General features: G+C 72.2%; 15 protein-coding genes. 7 read left to right on the forward strand and 8 right to left on the reverse strand.

Going from position 1 to position 14298, the window contains the following annotated elements; all coding sequences use genetic code 11:
• Positions 1–181: 181 nt before the first annotated feature.
• Positions 182–1726 carry an alkaline phosphatase D family protein gene (locus K2F47_RS12805; RefSeq protein ID WP_242903067.1) on the reverse strand — a complete coding sequence of 515 codons (1545 nt, stop codon included), beginning with the start codon at positions 1724–1726 and terminating at the stop codon, positions 182–184.
• Positions 1727–1983: 257 nt separating this feature from the next.
• Between K2F47_RS12805 and K2F47_RS12810 the strand changes: the two genes are divergently transcribed.
• Positions 1984–2412: a cysteine dioxygenase gene (locus tag K2F47_RS12810; RefSeq protein ID WP_242903068.1), complete on the forward strand. Its 429-nt coding sequence runs from the start codon at positions 1984–1986 to the stop codon at positions 2410–2412.
• Positions 2413–2586: 174 nt separating this feature from the next.
• Here K2F47_RS12810 and K2F47_RS12815 read toward each other — a convergent pair whose 3' ends face one another.
• From K2F47_RS12815 to K2F47_RS12825, 4 genes are all read right to left on the reverse strand, one after another.
• A complete protein-coding gene (locus K2F47_RS12815; RefSeq protein ID WP_242903069.1) occupies positions 2587–3915 on the reverse strand; it encodes a dicarboxylate/amino acid:cation symporter in 1329 nt (442 codons plus the stop codon).
• 159 nt (positions 3916–4074) lie between these two features.
• Positions 4075–4161 carry a putative leader peptide gene (locus tag K2F47_RS41705; RefSeq protein ID WP_372490868.1) on the reverse strand — a complete coding sequence of 29 codons (87 nt, stop codon included), beginning with the start codon at positions 4159–4161 and terminating at the stop codon, positions 4075–4077.
• Between the two features lie 91 nt (positions 4162–4252).
• The gene (locus K2F47_RS12820) at positions 4253–4480 is read right to left on the reverse strand and encodes a hypothetical protein (protein WP_242903070.1); all 228 of its coding nucleotides are present in this window, start codon (positions 4478–4480) and stop codon (positions 4253–4255) included.
• The gene (locus K2F47_RS12825) at positions 4473–5813 is read right to left on the reverse strand and encodes a PspC domain-containing protein (protein WP_242903071.1); all 1341 of its coding nucleotides are present in this window, start codon (positions 5811–5813) and stop codon (positions 4473–4475) included. The genes K2F47_RS12820 and K2F47_RS12825 overlap by 8 nt, the downstream gene beginning before the upstream one ends.
• A 275-nt stretch (positions 5814–6088) precedes the next feature.
• Here K2F47_RS12825 and K2F47_RS12830 point away from each other — a divergent pair, with 275 nt between their 5' ends.
• From K2F47_RS12830 to K2F47_RS12840, 3 genes are all read left to right on the forward strand, one after another.
• Complete coding sequence (locus K2F47_RS12830) at positions 6089–7276, forward strand: ATP-binding protein (RefSeq protein ID WP_308198428.1); 1188 nt, start codon at positions 6089–6091, stop codon at positions 7274–7276.
• Positions 7273–7914 (forward strand): LuxR C-terminal-related transcriptional regulator, encoded by a 642-nt coding sequence (locus tag K2F47_RS12835; protein WP_308198406.1) that lies wholly within the window; start codon positions 7273–7275, stop codon positions 7912–7914. The genes K2F47_RS12830 and K2F47_RS12835 overlap by 4 nt, the downstream gene beginning before the upstream one ends.
• 228 nt (positions 7915–8142) lie before the next feature.
• Positions 8143–8862, forward strand: a complete 720-nt coding sequence (locus K2F47_RS12840) for a DUF4190 domain-containing protein (RefSeq protein ID WP_242903073.1) — start codon at positions 8143–8145, stop codon at positions 8860–8862.
• Positions 8863–8950: 88 nt separating this feature from the next.
• Here the strand turns inward: K2F47_RS12840 and K2F47_RS12845 are convergent, their stop codons facing one another.
• From K2F47_RS12845 to K2F47_RS12855, 3 genes are all read right to left on the reverse strand, one after another.
• Positions 8951–10132, reverse strand: coding sequence for an FAD-dependent monooxygenase (locus K2F47_RS12845; RefSeq protein WP_242903074.1), 1182 nt, complete (start codon positions 10130–10132; stop codon positions 8951–8953).
• A gap of 120 nt (positions 10133–10252) precedes the next feature.
• Positions 10253–11143: a serine hydrolase gene (locus tag K2F47_RS12850; RefSeq protein WP_242903075.1), complete on the reverse strand. Its 891-nt coding sequence runs from the start codon at positions 11141–11143 to the stop codon at positions 10253–10255.
• A gap of 202 nt (positions 11144–11345) precedes the next feature.
• Positions 11346–12026, reverse strand: a complete 681-nt coding sequence (locus K2F47_RS12855; protein WP_242905941.1) for a PIG-L deacetylase family protein — start codon at positions 12024–12026, stop codon at positions 11346–11348.
• Positions 12027–12195: 169 nt separating this feature from the next.
• Here K2F47_RS12855 and dhaK point away from each other — a divergent pair, with 169 nt between their 5' ends.
• From dhaK to dhaM, 3 genes are read left to right on the forward strand one after another with little or no spacing between them, the layout of a single operon-like run.
• Positions 12196–13191, forward strand: a complete 996-nt coding sequence (gene dhaK, locus K2F47_RS12860) for a dihydroxyacetone kinase subunit DhaK (protein ID WP_242903076.1) — start codon at positions 12196–12198, stop codon at positions 13189–13191.
• The gene (dhaL, locus tag K2F47_RS12865; protein ID WP_242903077.1) at positions 13188–13820 is read left to right on the forward strand and encodes a dihydroxyacetone kinase subunit DhaL; all 633 of its coding nucleotides are present in this window, start codon (positions 13188–13190) and stop codon (positions 13818–13820) included. Before dhaK ends, dhaL begins: the two co-directional genes overlap by 4 nt.
• Positions 13817–14221 carry a dihydroxyacetone kinase phosphoryl donor subunit DhaM gene (gene dhaM / locus K2F47_RS12870; protein WP_242903078.1) on the forward strand — a complete coding sequence of 135 codons (405 nt, stop codon included), beginning with the start codon at positions 13817–13819 and terminating at the stop codon, positions 14219–14221. Before dhaL ends, dhaM begins: the two co-directional genes overlap by 4 nt.
• Positions 14222–14298: the final 77 nt, after the last annotated feature.

Consider the following 14298-nt stretch of genomic DNA (forward strand, 5'->3'; position numbering starts at 1 on the left):
CTACGCCGGGCGTATCCCGGGCGCGCGGTGGGACGCCAACTGGCGGATACCTCGATCGAGGACGTGCCGGCGGAGACGTTGAGTCCCGGCGGCCAGCAGCGTCCTCCTCACCTTTTGTGCCCTATGACGCGACCGTCCGCCCCGGAGGAAAAGCACGGGGCGGACGGTCGCGGAAGAACGGTTACGGGTTCAGGGTCTGCGTGTAAAGGGTCTTGCCGTTCAGGTCGCGCAGGCGGACGGTCAGGTTCCGGGAGTGCGCGTCGATGTCCACCTCGCCGAAGAATTGCGAACCCTCGGCCGGGGAAGTGTTGGCGTGCGGCGGGGCCTGGACGAACTTCAACTGTGGGCCAAAAGTGCCATCAAGGGCGTTGGGGCCGAAAGACCCTGCGTTCAGCGGGCCGGAGACGAATTCCCAGAACGGATCGAAGTCGGAGAAGGCCGCCTTGGACGGGTCGTAGTAATGGGCCGCCGTGTAGTGGACGTCGGCGGTCAGCCAGACCATGTTGCGGACGCGGTGCTTCTTCGCGTAGGACAGCAGGTCGGCGATCTCGCGCTCGCGGCCGAGCGGGACGCCGTTGTCGCCCTGGGACGCGGATTCCTGCGCCGTCCCGTCCGGGACGACCAGGCCAAGCGGGAGGTCGTTCGCGATGACCTTCCAGGTGGCCTTGGAATGGCGCAGCTCCCGCTTGAGCCAGGCGGACTGCTCGGCGCCGAGAAGGCCGTCCTTCTGGGTCGGGGAGTTGTCCGCGTCGTTCGGGGACTTGTAGGTGCGCATGTCGAGGACGAAGACGTCCAGCAGAGGGCCGTAGGAGAGCTTGCGGTACAGGCGCCCGGAGCGGGCCGTCCTGACCGGGGTGTACTCGAACATGGCGCGGCGGGCGCGGGACGCGAGGACGTCGACGCGCTTCTCGGTGTATTGCGGAAGGTCGAGGATCTCGCCGGGGTACCAGTTGTTGAGCGTCTCGTGGTCGTCCCACTGGTAGATCATCGGAACGCGGGAGTTGAACGCCTGGAAGTTCGCGTCCTGCAAGTTGTAGCGGAACTGGCCCCGGTATTCGGCCAGGGTCTCGGCGACCTTGGTCTTCTCGGGGGTGACGATGTTGCGCCAGGTGCTGCCGTCCGGCAGCTTCACCGTTTCGGTGAGCGGGCCGTCGGAGTAGACGAGGTCGCCGCTGCAAAGGAAGAAGTCGGGGCTCAGCGCGTCCATCGCCTTGAAAATGCGGTAGCCGCCGAATTCGGGGTTGATTCCCCAGCCCTGACCCGCCAGGTCGCCGGACCAGACGAAGCGGATGTCCTGCGCGCGACGAGGCGCGGTGCGGAAGCGCCCGCTGACCGGCGCGGACGTGAGATGCCGGTCCAGGTCGGCGAGCCGCACGCGGTAGTGCAGTTCCTCGCCGGACGGCAGCCCGCGCAGGAACGCCTTCCCCGTGAGGTCGGTGTCGGGCGACAGGATCGGGCCCCTGACGGTGTGCGCGCCACGGAAGTCGGGACGGCGGCTCAGCTCGACCAGCATGCGGGACGGACGGTCCGCGCGCGCCCAGACGACCGCCTCGCTGGCGGTCACGTCACCGCTCTGCACGCCGTGGGTCAGGCGCGGACGGCCACCGCGGACGAGACCGGGCGCCCCGGCACGGGCCAGGGCGGACGCCTGCCCGCCGGTCACCAGGGCGAGGGCCGTCCCGCCGGTTGTGATCAGTCCACCGCGCAGCACGCTTCGACGGTCCATGGGCCACTCCGTTCCGTTGATCTCTGCGCGCATGCTCGCGGCTCGCGACGGCGCGATGGTGGACGGACGGTGAACTCGTGCGATCGACTTGACAACGCTCGGTCACGAGTGTTGCCTTGACCCATGCCAGCGCGAGTCTCTCTTGACGGGCCCGTGGCGCTTCGCCGCGTGGCCAGCGCGCTGTGTCCTTCGTGTCGCTGATCTCCCTCCCAGGACCGGCCCACACTCGAAGGACGAACATGGTTCCCGACCTCACCATGCGTGGTCAGGAAGACCCGCACGGACGCACGATCATCGCTCGCCCGCCCACTGTCGGACAGCTCGCGGCGCGCGTCAACGACCTCGCCGCACGGCCCGAGACCTGGTGGCCGCTCGCCACTTTCGGCGCCGCGCCCGTCACCGTCCCGCTGGAGGAGGCGGAGGGCATCCGCGTGTGGCTCACGACCTGGCCGCCCGGCCGCCGCGACGAGGTGAACTGCCAGGTCAGCACCCTGGTCGCGGGCGAGCTCGGCGAGGTCGTCATCACCCCGGACGGCGTGAGCGAACGCCCCCTGCGCGCCAACCGCGTCCGCGTCCACGGCGGCGGAGCCCCCACCGGCGGAGCCCACCCTGGCGGAGCCCACGCCAGCGGGGCGCGCGCCTTCACCAACCCCGGCCCCGCCTACGCGATCACGCTGCATTCATGAAGCCCTGGCCCAAGGCACGCGCCTGACGTCTGCGTTCACCGCGTCAACGGCCCACGTCCTTCGCCTTGCGGCTGTGTGCATCCATGTCACGCGCTCGGTCGAACATGTGGTCGCCCGACGACCCCGGCAAATGAAGAGGCGCCCCTCCCTTTCGGGAGGAGCGCCTCAGGTGGGTCAGGCCGGGGCCGGTTCGGGGGGCGGCTCGCGGCGGGGGCGGTCGCGGGTCTCGTCGGCCTCGGTGGACGTCAGTTCGACGGGCTTGGAGTTGAAGATGTCCTCGTCCAGCAGGCCCTCCGACTTCGCCACCAGGACGGGGACGGTGAGCTGGCCGGTGACGTTCAGCGCCGTCCGGGCCATGTCGATGACCTTGTCGATCGCGATGAGGTAGCCGACCGCCTGGAGCGGGAGGCCGACGGTGGTCAGGGTCAGGGTCAGCGCGACCAGGGCCGGGCCGGGGGTGCCGCCGGTGCCGAGCTGGCCGATCACGGCGGCCAGGGCGATCAGGGCGTAGTCGGCGATGCCGAGGCTGACGCCGGTGTACTGGGCGACGAAGATCGCCGCGACCGCCGGGTAGATCGCGCCGCAGCCGTCGAACTTGATCGTCGCGCCGAGCGGCTGGGCGAAGTTGGCGTACTCGGGCTGGACGCCGTTGCGCTCGATCGAGACCCGCTGGGCGATTGGCAGCGTCGCGATCGAGGACGAGGAGACGAAGGCGAACTCGATCGCCGGCCAGGAGTTGCGCAGGAACTTCAGCGGGTTCACGCGGCCGAACACCTGGAGCAGGATCGGGTAGCCGAGCAGCAGCATGATCGCGACGGCGAGGTAGATCGCGCCGGTGAACTTGGCGAGCGGCTCCAGCGAGCTCGGGCCATAGGTGGCCACCACCGAGCCGATCAGGAAGAACGACCCGATCGGGGTGAGGCGGACGACCCACCACACGGCCTTCTGCATGACCAGGTAGAGGTCGTCGATGATGCCGGTGATGCGTTCGCCGCGTTCGCCGATCGCGACGAGGGCGGCGCCGAACAGCACCGCGAACGTGACCACGCCGAGGACGTTGCCGTCGCCCATCGCCTTGATGATGTTGGACGGGAACAGGTTGTGCAGGACCTGTGTCCAGGTGACGGGCTCGGTCTCGGTCGTCTCGTTCGCCAGTTTCCCGAGGCCCTTGCCCGGCTTGATGATCAGCGCGACGGCCAGGCCGATGGCGGTGGCGATCGCGGAGGTCACGACGAACCAGCCGAGCGTCTTGCCGGTGAGGCGGGCGACGCTGCCGACGTTGCGGAGCCGTCCGACGCTCACCACGATCGCGGCGAACACCAGCGGGACGACGACGATCTTGAGCAGGCTGATGTAGACGTCGCCGAACGGGTCGAGCCAGTCCTCGGCGGTCGCCTTACCGTTGTCGGAGAGGTTGTGGATCAGCGCGCCGACGGCCACACCGAGCACGAGCGACAGCACGATCTGCTGCCAGAACTGCCATTTCCAGACGCGTAGGTTCATTGAAGGTCTCCAGGCGCGGTCGCCGCACCGTCCTCAGGGCAGGGCGCGGCGGCGGAAGGATGGAAGGGAGAAGAGGGGCGGGAGGCGGACGGGGAGGGCGACGGCCTCCCGGCGGCCGGGCCTGACCCGGCCTGGACGGCCGTCAGCGGGGACGGCTGCTCACGCGTGACACAGCACGCTGGCCAGGCGGCACAGGTCGACGTGCAGCCGGGCCACGAGCAGAACGCTCTTCTCGGAGAACTTCACGGGTTGCTTCAACGACGGGGACGGACCGGGGGTTCCCGATCACCATCATGATCTATATCACAATGGTGGGAAATAGGCGATGGCGCCCGTTTTATCGGAGGTTTCGGCGGCGTCCCCGGGTGAGGATCCGGACGGTGCCGACCAGCGCGAGGCCGATCAGGACGACCGGGAGCAGCGTCGCGGCGGGCAGCACCGAGTCGTCCGACAACCCGTCGGCGAGGAAGATTCCCGCGAGCGCCAGGAAGAACAGGCCGGTGACCGGGCCCGCCGGGTCGAACCGGCGGCGGGCGGGACGGCGGTCCCGAGGGCCGTCAGACACGTGACACCTCCACGTCGCCGATCCTGCCGCGGATGCGCAGGACGATCTCCGGCGGGTTCGCGACGGCCGGACCCTCCGGCTCCAGCACCCGCGCGACCTTGGCGTTCGGGCCGCTGGTGGTGTGGAGCTCGACGCGCAGGTCGCCGAGGCTGATCCGGGCGTCCAGCCGGACGCGGGCGCCGCGCGGCAGCGTGACCCGCAGCTCCCCGAACGTGACCCCCGCGTTGACCGTGATGCTCTGGCCGGGGACGACCGGGAGCGCGGTCAGGTCGAGCGTGCCCCGCCCGGCCCCGAGCTTGTACTCCTGGTTGGTCTGGCTCACGTCGGTCGGGCGCCACTCCACCTCGCCGTACTTGGCGTTGCGGGGCACCTCGGCGGCGGCGGACGTGGTGAGCAGCGCCAGCGTGAGCACGGTCCCGGCGGTGGCGAGCCCGCGCGTGCGCAGCCAGCCGCCCGCGACCAGGCCGAGACCGATCACCGCGAGCGCGGGCGCCATGACGATGAGCCAGGAGTCCGGCGCCGGGTAGGAGCGCGCGACGGGGATCATCGCGGCGCCCGCCGCCATCGCGGCCAGCAGCGTGATCGAGGTGGCGGGCGACGTCCCCTTCTCCCGCTTCTCGGCGGGAGACGCGCCGCCCGGCGCGTCACCAACCGGGAAATCGTCATACGGCGCGTCCGAGTACGGCGCGTCGCCCCACGGATCGTCCACGGGCGAACCGAACGTGTCCTCGGCGGGCGGCGCCGGGGGGCGCCCGTAGGCGGCCAGGTCGATCATGCCCTCGGGCAGGCCGCCGCCCGTCCCGGACGGGGTGCCCGCGTCCTCCTCGAACCGGAAGCCGGACCGCCCGGGCGGATGCCCCGCGAACCGTTCCGGCACCGACCGCGCGACCGCCACGAGGTCCACCCCCCGCGCGTGCGAGACCAGCAGCACCAGCCCGAACACCACCACGATCGCGATCGCGTCCGAGGACACGCCGCCGAACAGGCTGCCCGCGACGCCGACGCACAGCAGCGCGCCGAGGATCGTCAGCACCGCCGGGGCGTCGAACCAGCGCCGGAACACCTGCTCGATCGGCGACGACACGCCGGGGCTCCCCGGCATCAGCAGCGCCGCCACGACGTAGAGGATGATCCCCTGCCCGTGTGCGAGGACGAGGATTCCGAACCCCACCCGGTACACGACGGGGTCGATGCCGGTGTATCGGGCGAGCCCGGTGCACACTCCGGCGAGCACGCGCCGCTGCGGGTCGCGCGCGAGCCGCCGGTGCCCCGGCCGCCCGATCGGAGCGGCGGCGTGCGCCCCGCCCGTGGTCTGGTTCTGCTCCTCGCCCATGGTGACCATCGTGTCGTCCCGCCGCTCGGCGCGGTATCCGGGAGGTCCCTGACCCGACCCTGAGCCGGAACGGGGGAAGGTCCCTGATGCGGGGAGGGAGGTCGGCGTGTGACGATCGGTGACGTGGGGGATCGGGAGGAATCATGGCGGCGGTGAGCGGCGGGGCCGGTTCGGACGGCCGCGGCGCCGGTCCGCGCGCCCCGCAGGACCAGCCGCCCCCGAGCCGCGAGCAGGAAAAGCCCCCTCCTGAGGACGAGGTGCCTCCGAAGGGTGAGGTGCCTCCTAGGCGTGGGCGGGGCGGGCCGCGCCCGCGGTTGGAGCGGGCCGTGCGCGGGCGGCTTGTGGCCGGGGTGTGCCGTGGGCTGGCCGAGCACCTCGGCGTGGACGTGCTGATCGTCCGGCTCGCGTTCGTTGTGCTCTCCACGGCGAGCGGGCTCGGGGTCGCCGCCTACACCGCGTTCTGGGTGCTCGTCCCGCGCCGCGACCCGGCCATCGAGCCCGAGGTGGGCGTCCAGCGCAAGCGCGGCGGACGCGACTGGGGCAAGCTGCTCGCCTACAGCGCGCTCACGATCGGGCTGGCGGCGCTGCCGCTCGGGGCCGGGTTCGTGAAGCTGGCGCTGTGGCCGTTCATCGTCGGCGGCGTCGGCGCGGCGATCCTGTGGCAGCAGGCCGACCGCGACCAGCGGCAGCGCTGGGTGCTGCCGCTGCGCCAGCGGTGGCTGCGCAGCCTGCTCGGCCTGCTGCTGGTCGTCGGCGGCATCGGCGGGTTCGTCGCGCAGAAGGTGGACGCGGGGCAGGCGCGCTCGGTCGTCATCGCCATGCTGATCATCCTCACCGGCGTCGCGGTGATCGTCACGCCGTGGGTGGTGCGGCTCTGGCAGGACCTGGACGCGGAACGGCACGAGCGCATCCGCTCCCAGGAGCGCGCGGAACTCGCCGCGCACATCCACGACTCGGTGCTGCACACGCTGACGCTCATCCAGCGGAACGCGGCCGATCCCCGCGAGGTGCAGCGGCTCGCGCGGTCCCAGGAGCGGACGCTGCGGACGTGGCTCTACCAGCCGCGCGCCGACCCCGACCAGACCTTCGCGGCCGCGATAAGGGAGGCGGCGGGCGAGGTCGAGGACGACCACGGCGTGCCGATCGAGGTCGTCTGCGTCGGCGACACCGCCCTGGACGAGCGGCTCGGCTCGGCGCTCCAGGCCGCGCGGGAGGCGATGGTGAACGCCGCCAAGTACGCGGAGGCGCCGTCGGTGTCGGTGTACGCGGAGGTCGAGGGGGACGAGATCGCGATCTTCGTCCGCGACCGGGGCAAGGGTTTCGACCTCGACCAGGTCCCGGAGGACCGGATGGGCGTCCGGGGGTCCATCATCGGACGTATGGAGCGCAACGGCGGCAAGGCGACCGTGCGGACCGCGCCGGGCGAGGGCACCGAAGTGCGTTTGGAGATCAGGAAATCGTGAGCGAGGCGTTGAGGCGGGTCGTGCTGGTCGACGACCACCAGATGTTCCGGACCGGCGTGAAGGCGGAGCTCGGCGGCGGCGTGGAGATCGTCGGGGAGGCGGGCGACGTCGACGAGGCGGTCACCGTGATCAAGGCCGTCCAGCCGGACGTGGTGCTGCTGGACGTACACCTGCCCGGCGGCGGCGGGATCGAGGTGCTGCGCCGCCTGCACGGGAGCGTCGCGTCCAAGTTCCTCGCCCTGTCGGTGTCGGACGCGGCGGAGGACGTGATCGGCGTCGTCCGGGGCGGCGCGCGCGGCTATGTGACCAAGACCATCTCCGGGGTGGAGCTGACCGACGCGATCGGCCGCGTCGCGGACGGCGACGCGGTGTTCTCGCCCCGGCTCGCGGGCTTCGTGCTGGACGCGTTCGCCGCGACCGACGTCCCCGCCGTCGACCCGGAGCTCGACCAGATCACCCAGCGGGAACGCGACGTGCTGCGGCTGATCGCGCGCGGCTACGCCTACAAGGAGATCGCCAAGGAGCTGTTCATCTCCGTGAAGACGGTGGAGACGCACGTCAGCAGCGTGTTGCGCAAGCTCCAGCTCTCCAACCGGCACGAGCTGTCGCGCTGGGCCGCCGCCCGCCGCCTCGTCTGACCCGCCGCCCCGTCCGAAACGCCCGTCTCGCGTTTCGCCAGGATGCAACGGTTCGGGTGCGACTGTGAACAAATCGTAATGTTCCTACCTTCGGCTTAAAGATCGTGCGGTGCCGGAGGTATGGGACAGTCGCTCCTCATGACGTATCCCCCCGAACCCGGACATCCGGGAATCGATCCGCCCCCGCCGTCCCCTTATCCCATGCCGGGCCCGCCCGGGGCGCCTGTCATGCCCGGTGGGCCCGGCGGGCCCGGCGGGCCCGGCATGGGACCCGGCTTCGGACAGCAGCGCGACGACGACAAGACCAACGGCATGGCCATCGCCGCGTTCGTCACCGGCCTGCTCGGCTGCCTCGGCGTGCTCGGCCTCATCCTCGGCCTCATCGCCCGCCACCAGATCAAGGAGCGGGGCGGCAAGGGCGGCGGTCTCGCCACGGCGGGCATCGCCCTGTCGTCACTCTGGGTGGCGTTCGGCCTGATAGCGACGGTGTACTCCGTCACCAGCGGCGGGTCCGACGGTGATGACAAGGGCGGCGCCAAGCCCACGGTGACCTCGACCAAGCCGAAGAAGGTCGACGCCAGGAAGATGAAGGTCGGCGACTGCATCAACGACAACAGCGGCGCCGCCACCACCACGGCCTCGGAGGGCCCGGTGGAGGTGGAGAGCGTCAAGATCGTGCCGTGCGCCGGCCCGCACGACGGCGAGGTGCTCGCCACCTTCAAGCTCGGCGGGCTGTTCCCGAGCGAGAACGAGATGAGCCGGAAGGCGTCGGCCGGCTGCAAGCGGCTGATGGCTCCCCGGCTGCGCCGCGAGCCCGCCGCCCGCAGCCTCGCGACGTCCTACTACTACCCGACGGCCGAGTCGTGGACGCGCGGCGACCGCGCGGTTACCTGCGTCGCGGTGCACGCGACCGAGGGCAGGAAGCTCACCCGTCCGATCCACCGCTGACGGACGCGTACCTCCCGCACGCTGGGCGGCCGGCCCGCCGCCCGGTCCAGGGACACGCCCCCGCAGCATCCCCGACCGGCGGGACCCCTCAGTAGGACTTGAGCTTGTAGGAGTTGGCGACGGCCGCGAGGTCGATCAGCTGCTCCTCGCCCGGCCCCTCGGGCGCCTCCCCAGCCGCGAGCTTGGCGAGTTCCGCGTCCATGTCCTGCATTCCCCTCTCCCCGAGCGCCTGGTTCGCCGTCACGTAGCCGCGCAGCTCGTCCTCGTAGGCGGCGAACGCCTTGACGTGGTCGCCGCCCGCGGCCTTCAGCTCCCCGGCCAGCACGTACGCGCCGACCATGGCCATGCTGGTGCCCTGCCCGGACGCGGGGGACCCGCAGTACCCGGCGTCGCCGACCAGCGCGACCCGTCCCCGCGACCAGGCGTCCAGATGGACCTGGGCCAGCGAGTCGAAGTGGAAGTCGGGCGCGTCCGCCATCGTGTCGAGCAGCCGCCGCACGTCGCCGTCCGCACCCGCGTACCGCTCCATGAGCAGCCGCTGGTGCGCGGGCACGTCGCGATGGTCGTAGTCGACCGGGTCGGGGGAGTTGAAGCCCATGTAGACGCGCAGCTCGGAGTTCTCGCGGGCGCTCATCATCATCGCGCCGTAGGTCCCGTTGTCCGGCGCGTAGATGACCGTCTGCCAGTGGTCGAGGTCGAAGATGTTCGGCGCCGTCCACACCGCGAGGTAGCCGCCGAGGTAGCGCAGCGGGGTCGGGTCGTCGAAGGCGAGCCGGCGCGTGTTGGAGTGCAGCCCGTCCGCGCCGACGACCAGGTCGAACGTGCGGGTCGTCCCGCTCTCGAAGCCGACGCGCACCCCGTCGCCGTCCTGGTCGAGGGTCGCGATCGAGTCGCCGTAGCGGCGCTCGACCCGGTCGCCGGACGCGGCGTCCAGCAACCCTGCGAGGTCGTCCCGCAGGATCTCGACGTCGGGGCCGGCGATCTCGCCGCCGCTCACGGTGAACGCGGTCGTCCGGTAGAGCTCCTTCCCCGAACGGTCGACCACCGACATCCCGCGCAACGCGGTGTTGTTCCGCCGCAGGTCGTCGAGTATCCCCATCCGCTCTGCGACGTCGAGCGCGGACCCCCGCACGTCGATCGCCTGCCCGCCCGGCCTCAGCCCGGGCGCCACCTCCACCACCGTGACCTCGAACCCGTGCCGGTCGAGCCAGTACGCCGTGGCCGTCCCCGCGATGCTCGCGCCGGAGACCAGAACCGTCGTTTTCCGCATCAGGCACCCCTCATCTCGTTGTGCCTGAAGGGTCGCCGCCCGCGCTGAGACCGCACTGACAACGCGGCGTCGGGGACGGTCACGCCCCTGACGCCGCGCTGATATCCCGAGCTGAGCGGCTCAGCGCCGCATCGTGGACACGACGAGATCGGCGACGTGCTCGACCGTGTCCACGCCCGACTCCATGGTCGGGTTCTCGCGGCTGCACACCGCGACGAGGAAGTCGTGGTCCGGGCCGGTGATGCGGCCGATGCTGTTGACCGCCCAGCCGTGCCCCTGCCGGTGGACGGGGGTCCAGCCGTTCTTCAGCGCCACCCGCTCGCCCGGCCGCGCCGCCGCGCTCACGCCCCACGCCTGCTCGCGGATGACCGAGCCCATGAGGCCCAGCACGTATCCGCGGCCGGACGCGCCGAGCGGGCTGCCGGGGGAGGCCAGCGTCGTGAGCAGGCGGACCTGGTCGGCCGGGCTGGTGAGGGAGGAGCCCCACGACGACTGGAACGGCGTGGTCTGCGTCAGGCCGAGGCGCCGGTTCCACCTGCCGATGCCCGAGCGGTCGCCGGACCGCGCGTACAGGGCGTCGGCGGCGGTGTTGTCGCTCTCCCTGATCATCTGCCCGGCGAGGTCCCGCTCGTCCGCCGACAGGTTGCGGCGTTGCTGCTGCCGCTGCATCAGCAGCCCGGTCAGGATGTCGACCTTCATGATGCTCGCGGACACGAACCGGCCGCTCTCGTTCTCCCCGAACGAGCGCCCGGTGCGCAGGTCGGTCGCCATCACGCCCGCCTTGCCCGGACGCGTCGCCGCGTAGGCGCGCACGCTCCGGCGCAGCGCGGCGGTGTCGAGCGGCCGACGCGCGGCGACGGCGCCGGCGTCGCGTTCAAGGGGCGCGGTGGCCCCGGCCTGGACGCCCTTGCGCTCCGGTCCGTCCGAGAAGATCCAGTGGGCCGTGAGCCCGGCCCCTGCGGTGAGCGCCGCGCCCGCCGCGACCGCGGGCATGATGAGCTGGCGTCGCATCGATCCCCCGATTCGCGCGACGGCGGCGGCCCCCCCGAGCCGCCATGATCACTGGCGGCCCTACCCGGGGTGCTCGAACGCTCACCTTGCGGCGTTACACCCGTACGGACTCTTTGTCGTCCATTACCGGCTTGCGGGGAACCGACCGCCCAATCCGGAAGCGGCGCCGGGCCGGTCGGCGGAGGGGATCAGGCGAAGAGGATCAGGCCGTTTCGACGACCTGGAAGGGCTCGGCGTACCGTCCCTCGGGCAGGCCCGCCGCCGCTGCCGCCGCGCCCATCCAGCCGCGCAGCATCTCCTGGAGCCCGTCGCCCATGTGGGCGGTCTGGCTGGCGTGCGCCCGCAGCGCGTTCAGCTTGCGCTCGAACTGGTCGGTGATGTCGACGTGGTGGTTCGCAGCCGAGCCGCCCGCGAGCCACACCTCGCGCACCGTCCACGCCTCCAGGCCCTCGGCACGCAGTTCGGGGAAGGCGTAGGGGTTGCGCGCGTCGGGGTAGACGGCGTCCAGCGCGGCGGAGCCGACGGCCCGGTGGTCGGGGTGGCTCGGGTAGATCCGCTCGTAGTTGCGCTCCGGCGTCGGCATGACGACCCGGTCGGGCCGGACCTGCCGGATCACCCGGGCGATGTCGCGGCGCAGGTCGAGCGTCGCCTCGACCCGCCCGTCGGGGTAGCCGAGGAACCGGACGTCGCCGACGCCGACGCACTTGGCCGCCGCGCGCTGCTCCTCGCGCCGCAGCGCCGCCATCTCCGGCCGGGTGAGCCCGTCGTCGAACCCGCCCGCGTCGCCGTCGGTGACCATGAGGTAGACGACCTCGATGCCCCGGTCGGTCCAGTTCGCCACCGATCCCGCCACGCCGAAGTCGACATCGTCGGGATGCGCCATCACGGCGAGGATCCGCTGCACCTCGCCGTCGTCCAGAACGTTGGTCACCGTTCAACCCTATGCGGCGATCAAGGTTGCTCGCCCCCGCCAGAGTGCGGTCGTGCGCCGGTTCCGGCATTGATCGCGATTGGGCCTGGGACGCGGCGCGCTGCCGGGGTAGAGCTGAGACATGCGCAAACTCATCAACGCCCCGGCGGACGTCGTCTCCGACGCGCTGCGCGGACTCGCCGCGGCCCACCCCTCGCTGCGGGTCGACGCGGCGAGCGGGACGGTCCGCCGCGCGGACGCGCCGCGTCCGGGGAAGGTCGGCCTGGTCTCGGGCGGCGGTTCGGGCCACGAGCCGCTGCACGCCGGGTTCGTCGGGTACGGGATGCTGGACGCGGCGTGCGCGGGCGAGGTGTTCACCTCCCCGGTGCCCGACCAGATCATCGCCGCGACCATGGCGGTGAACGGCGGCGCGGGCGTCCTGCACGTCGTGAAGAACTACACCGGCGACGTCCTCAACTTCCGGATGGCGGCGGAGCTGGCCGAGGACGAGGACATCGAGGTCGCCTCCGTCGTCGTGAACGACGACGTGGCCGTCGAGGACTCCACCTTCACCGCCGGGCGGCGCGGCACCGGCGCGACGCTGTTCGTGGAGAAGATCGCGGGCGCGCTCGCCGAGGAGGGCGCGGACCTCGGCGCGGTCGCCGCCGTGGCGCGCGAGGTGAACGAGCGCAGCCGGTCGTTCGGCGTCGCGCTGTCGCCGTGCACGGTGCCCGCCGCCGGGGAGCCCACCTTCGAGCTGGGCCCGGACGAGATGGAGCTCGGCATCGGCATCCACGGCGAGCCCGGCCGCGAGCGGGTCAAGGCGGGGACGGCCGCCGAGATCGTCGACGCCTCGCTCAGCGCGATCGACGCCGACCTGCCGGTGGCGGGCGCCGAGCTGCTCGTGCTGGTGAACGGGATGGGCGGGACGCCGCTGATCGAGCAGTACGTCGCCTACGCGGCGGCGGCGGAATGGCTGGAGGGGCACGGCGCGAGCGTCGTCCGGCCGCTGGTCGGGCCGTTCGTCACGAGCCTGGAGATGGCGGGCTGCATGATCAGCGTGTGCCGGCTGACGCCCGAGCTGACCCGGCTCTGGGACGCGCCCGTGCAGACCCCGGCGCTGAGGTGGGGACGGTGAACGCCGCCGCCCTCGCGGCCTGGATCCAGCACGCCGCTCACCTCGTCTCCGCCGACGCCGAGCACCTGACCCGGTTGGACGCGGCCGTCGGCGACGGCGACCACGGCCTCAACCTCGACCGCGGGTTCGGCGCCGCGGCCGAGGCCGTCGATGCGCTGTCCGACGACGTGACGCCCGGAAAGGTGCTGATCACGGCTGGTCGCGCGATCGTGTCCAAGACCGGCGGCGCGTCCGGCCCCCTCTACGGGACGGCGCTGCGCCGCGCGGGCAAGGCCCTCGCCGACCGGACGGACGTCGACGCCGCCGCCCTCGGGTCCGCGCTCGCCGCCGCCTTGGAGGGCGTGCAGGAGTTGGGCGAGGCCGCCGAGGGCGACAAGACGATGGTGGACGCGCTGATCCCGGCCGTCTCCGCATACGAGGGCGCGCTCGCGGGCGGCGCCGACCTCGCGTCCTGCGTGCGCGCGGCCGCCGACGGAGCGGCGAAGGGCGCCGAGGCGACCGTCCCGCTCCAGGCGCGCAAGGGACGTGCCAGCTACCTCGGCGAACGCAGCGTCGGCCACATGGACCCGGGCGCCGCGTCCACCGCGCTCATCCTGCGGGCGCTCGCCGACGTCACCGTGGAGGGATGACGCGCATGGTCGGAATCGTGCTGATCTCGCACAGCCCCGCGCTCGCCGAGGGCGCCGCCGAACTCGCCCGCGCGATGGGCGTCGGCAAGGCCGTCGTCGAGCCCGCCGGGGGAGATGTGGACGGCGGGCTCGGCACCAGCATCGAGTTGGTCGAGGCCGCGGTGGCTCGCGCCGACGCCGGTGACGGCGTGCTGCTGCTGGCCGACCTCGGCAGCTCCGTGCTGACCGCGCGGACCTTCATCGAGGACGCCGAGGACGCGGGAGACGTCGCCGTGTTCCTCGCCGACGCGCCGCTGGTCGAGGGGGCGGTGGCGGCCGCGTCGATGGCCGCGACCGGCGCCGACCTCGCCGCCGTCCGCGACGCCGCCGAGTCCGCCCGCGACCACCGCAAGCTGCGCTGATTCCGTCGGGGGCCGCGCCCGTTACCCCGGGAAGGCCCTCGGGAAACGCGCTGGTACCGGTGAGGGCGCCGAAAACG

It is taken from the genome of Actinomadura terrae, from assembly GCF_022751215.1.
In the GTDB taxonomy this organism is placed as follows: Bacteria; Actinomycetota; Actinomycetes; order Streptosporangiales; family Streptosporangiaceae; genus Spirillospora; species Spirillospora terrae.

Coding starts and splice junctions, on each gene's coding strand:
- K2F47_RS12805 (WP_242903067.1), bottom strand. CDS start 1,726: ATGGACCGTCGAAGCGTGCTGCGCGGTGGACTGATCACAACCGGCGGG.
- K2F47_RS12810 (WP_242903068.1), top strand. CDS start 1,984: ATGCGTGGTCAGGAAGACCCGCACGGACGCACGATCATCGCTCGCCCG.
- K2F47_RS12815 (WP_242903069.1), bottom strand. CDS start 3,915: ATGAACCTACGCGTCTGGAAATGGCAGTTCTGGCAGCAGATCGTGCTG.
- K2F47_RS12825 (WP_242903071.1), bottom strand. CDS start 5,813: ATGGGCGAGGAGCAGAACCAGACCACGGGCGGGGCGCACGCCGCCGCT.
- K2F47_RS12840 (WP_242903073.1), top strand. CDS start 8,143: ATGCCCGGTGGGCCCGGCGGGCCCGGCGGGCCCGGCATGGGACCCGGC.
- K2F47_RS12845 (WP_242903074.1), bottom strand. CDS start 10,132: ATGCGGAAAACGACGGTTCTGGTCTCCGGCGCGAGCATCGCGGGGACG.
- K2F47_RS12850 (WP_242903075.1), bottom strand. CDS start 11,143: ATGCGACGCCAGCTCATCATGCCCGCGGTCGCGGCGGGCGCGGCGCTC.
- K2F47_RS12855 (WP_242905941.1), bottom strand. CDS start 12,026: ATGGCGCATCCCGACGATGTCGACTTCGGCGTGGCGGGATCGGTGGCG.
- dhaK (WP_242903076.1), top strand. CDS start 12,196: ATGCGCAAACTCATCAACGCCCCGGCGGACGTCGTCTCCGACGCGCTG.
- dhaM (WP_242903078.1), top strand. CDS start 13,817: ATGACGCGCATGGTCGGAATCGTGCTGATCTCGCACAGCCCCGCGCTC.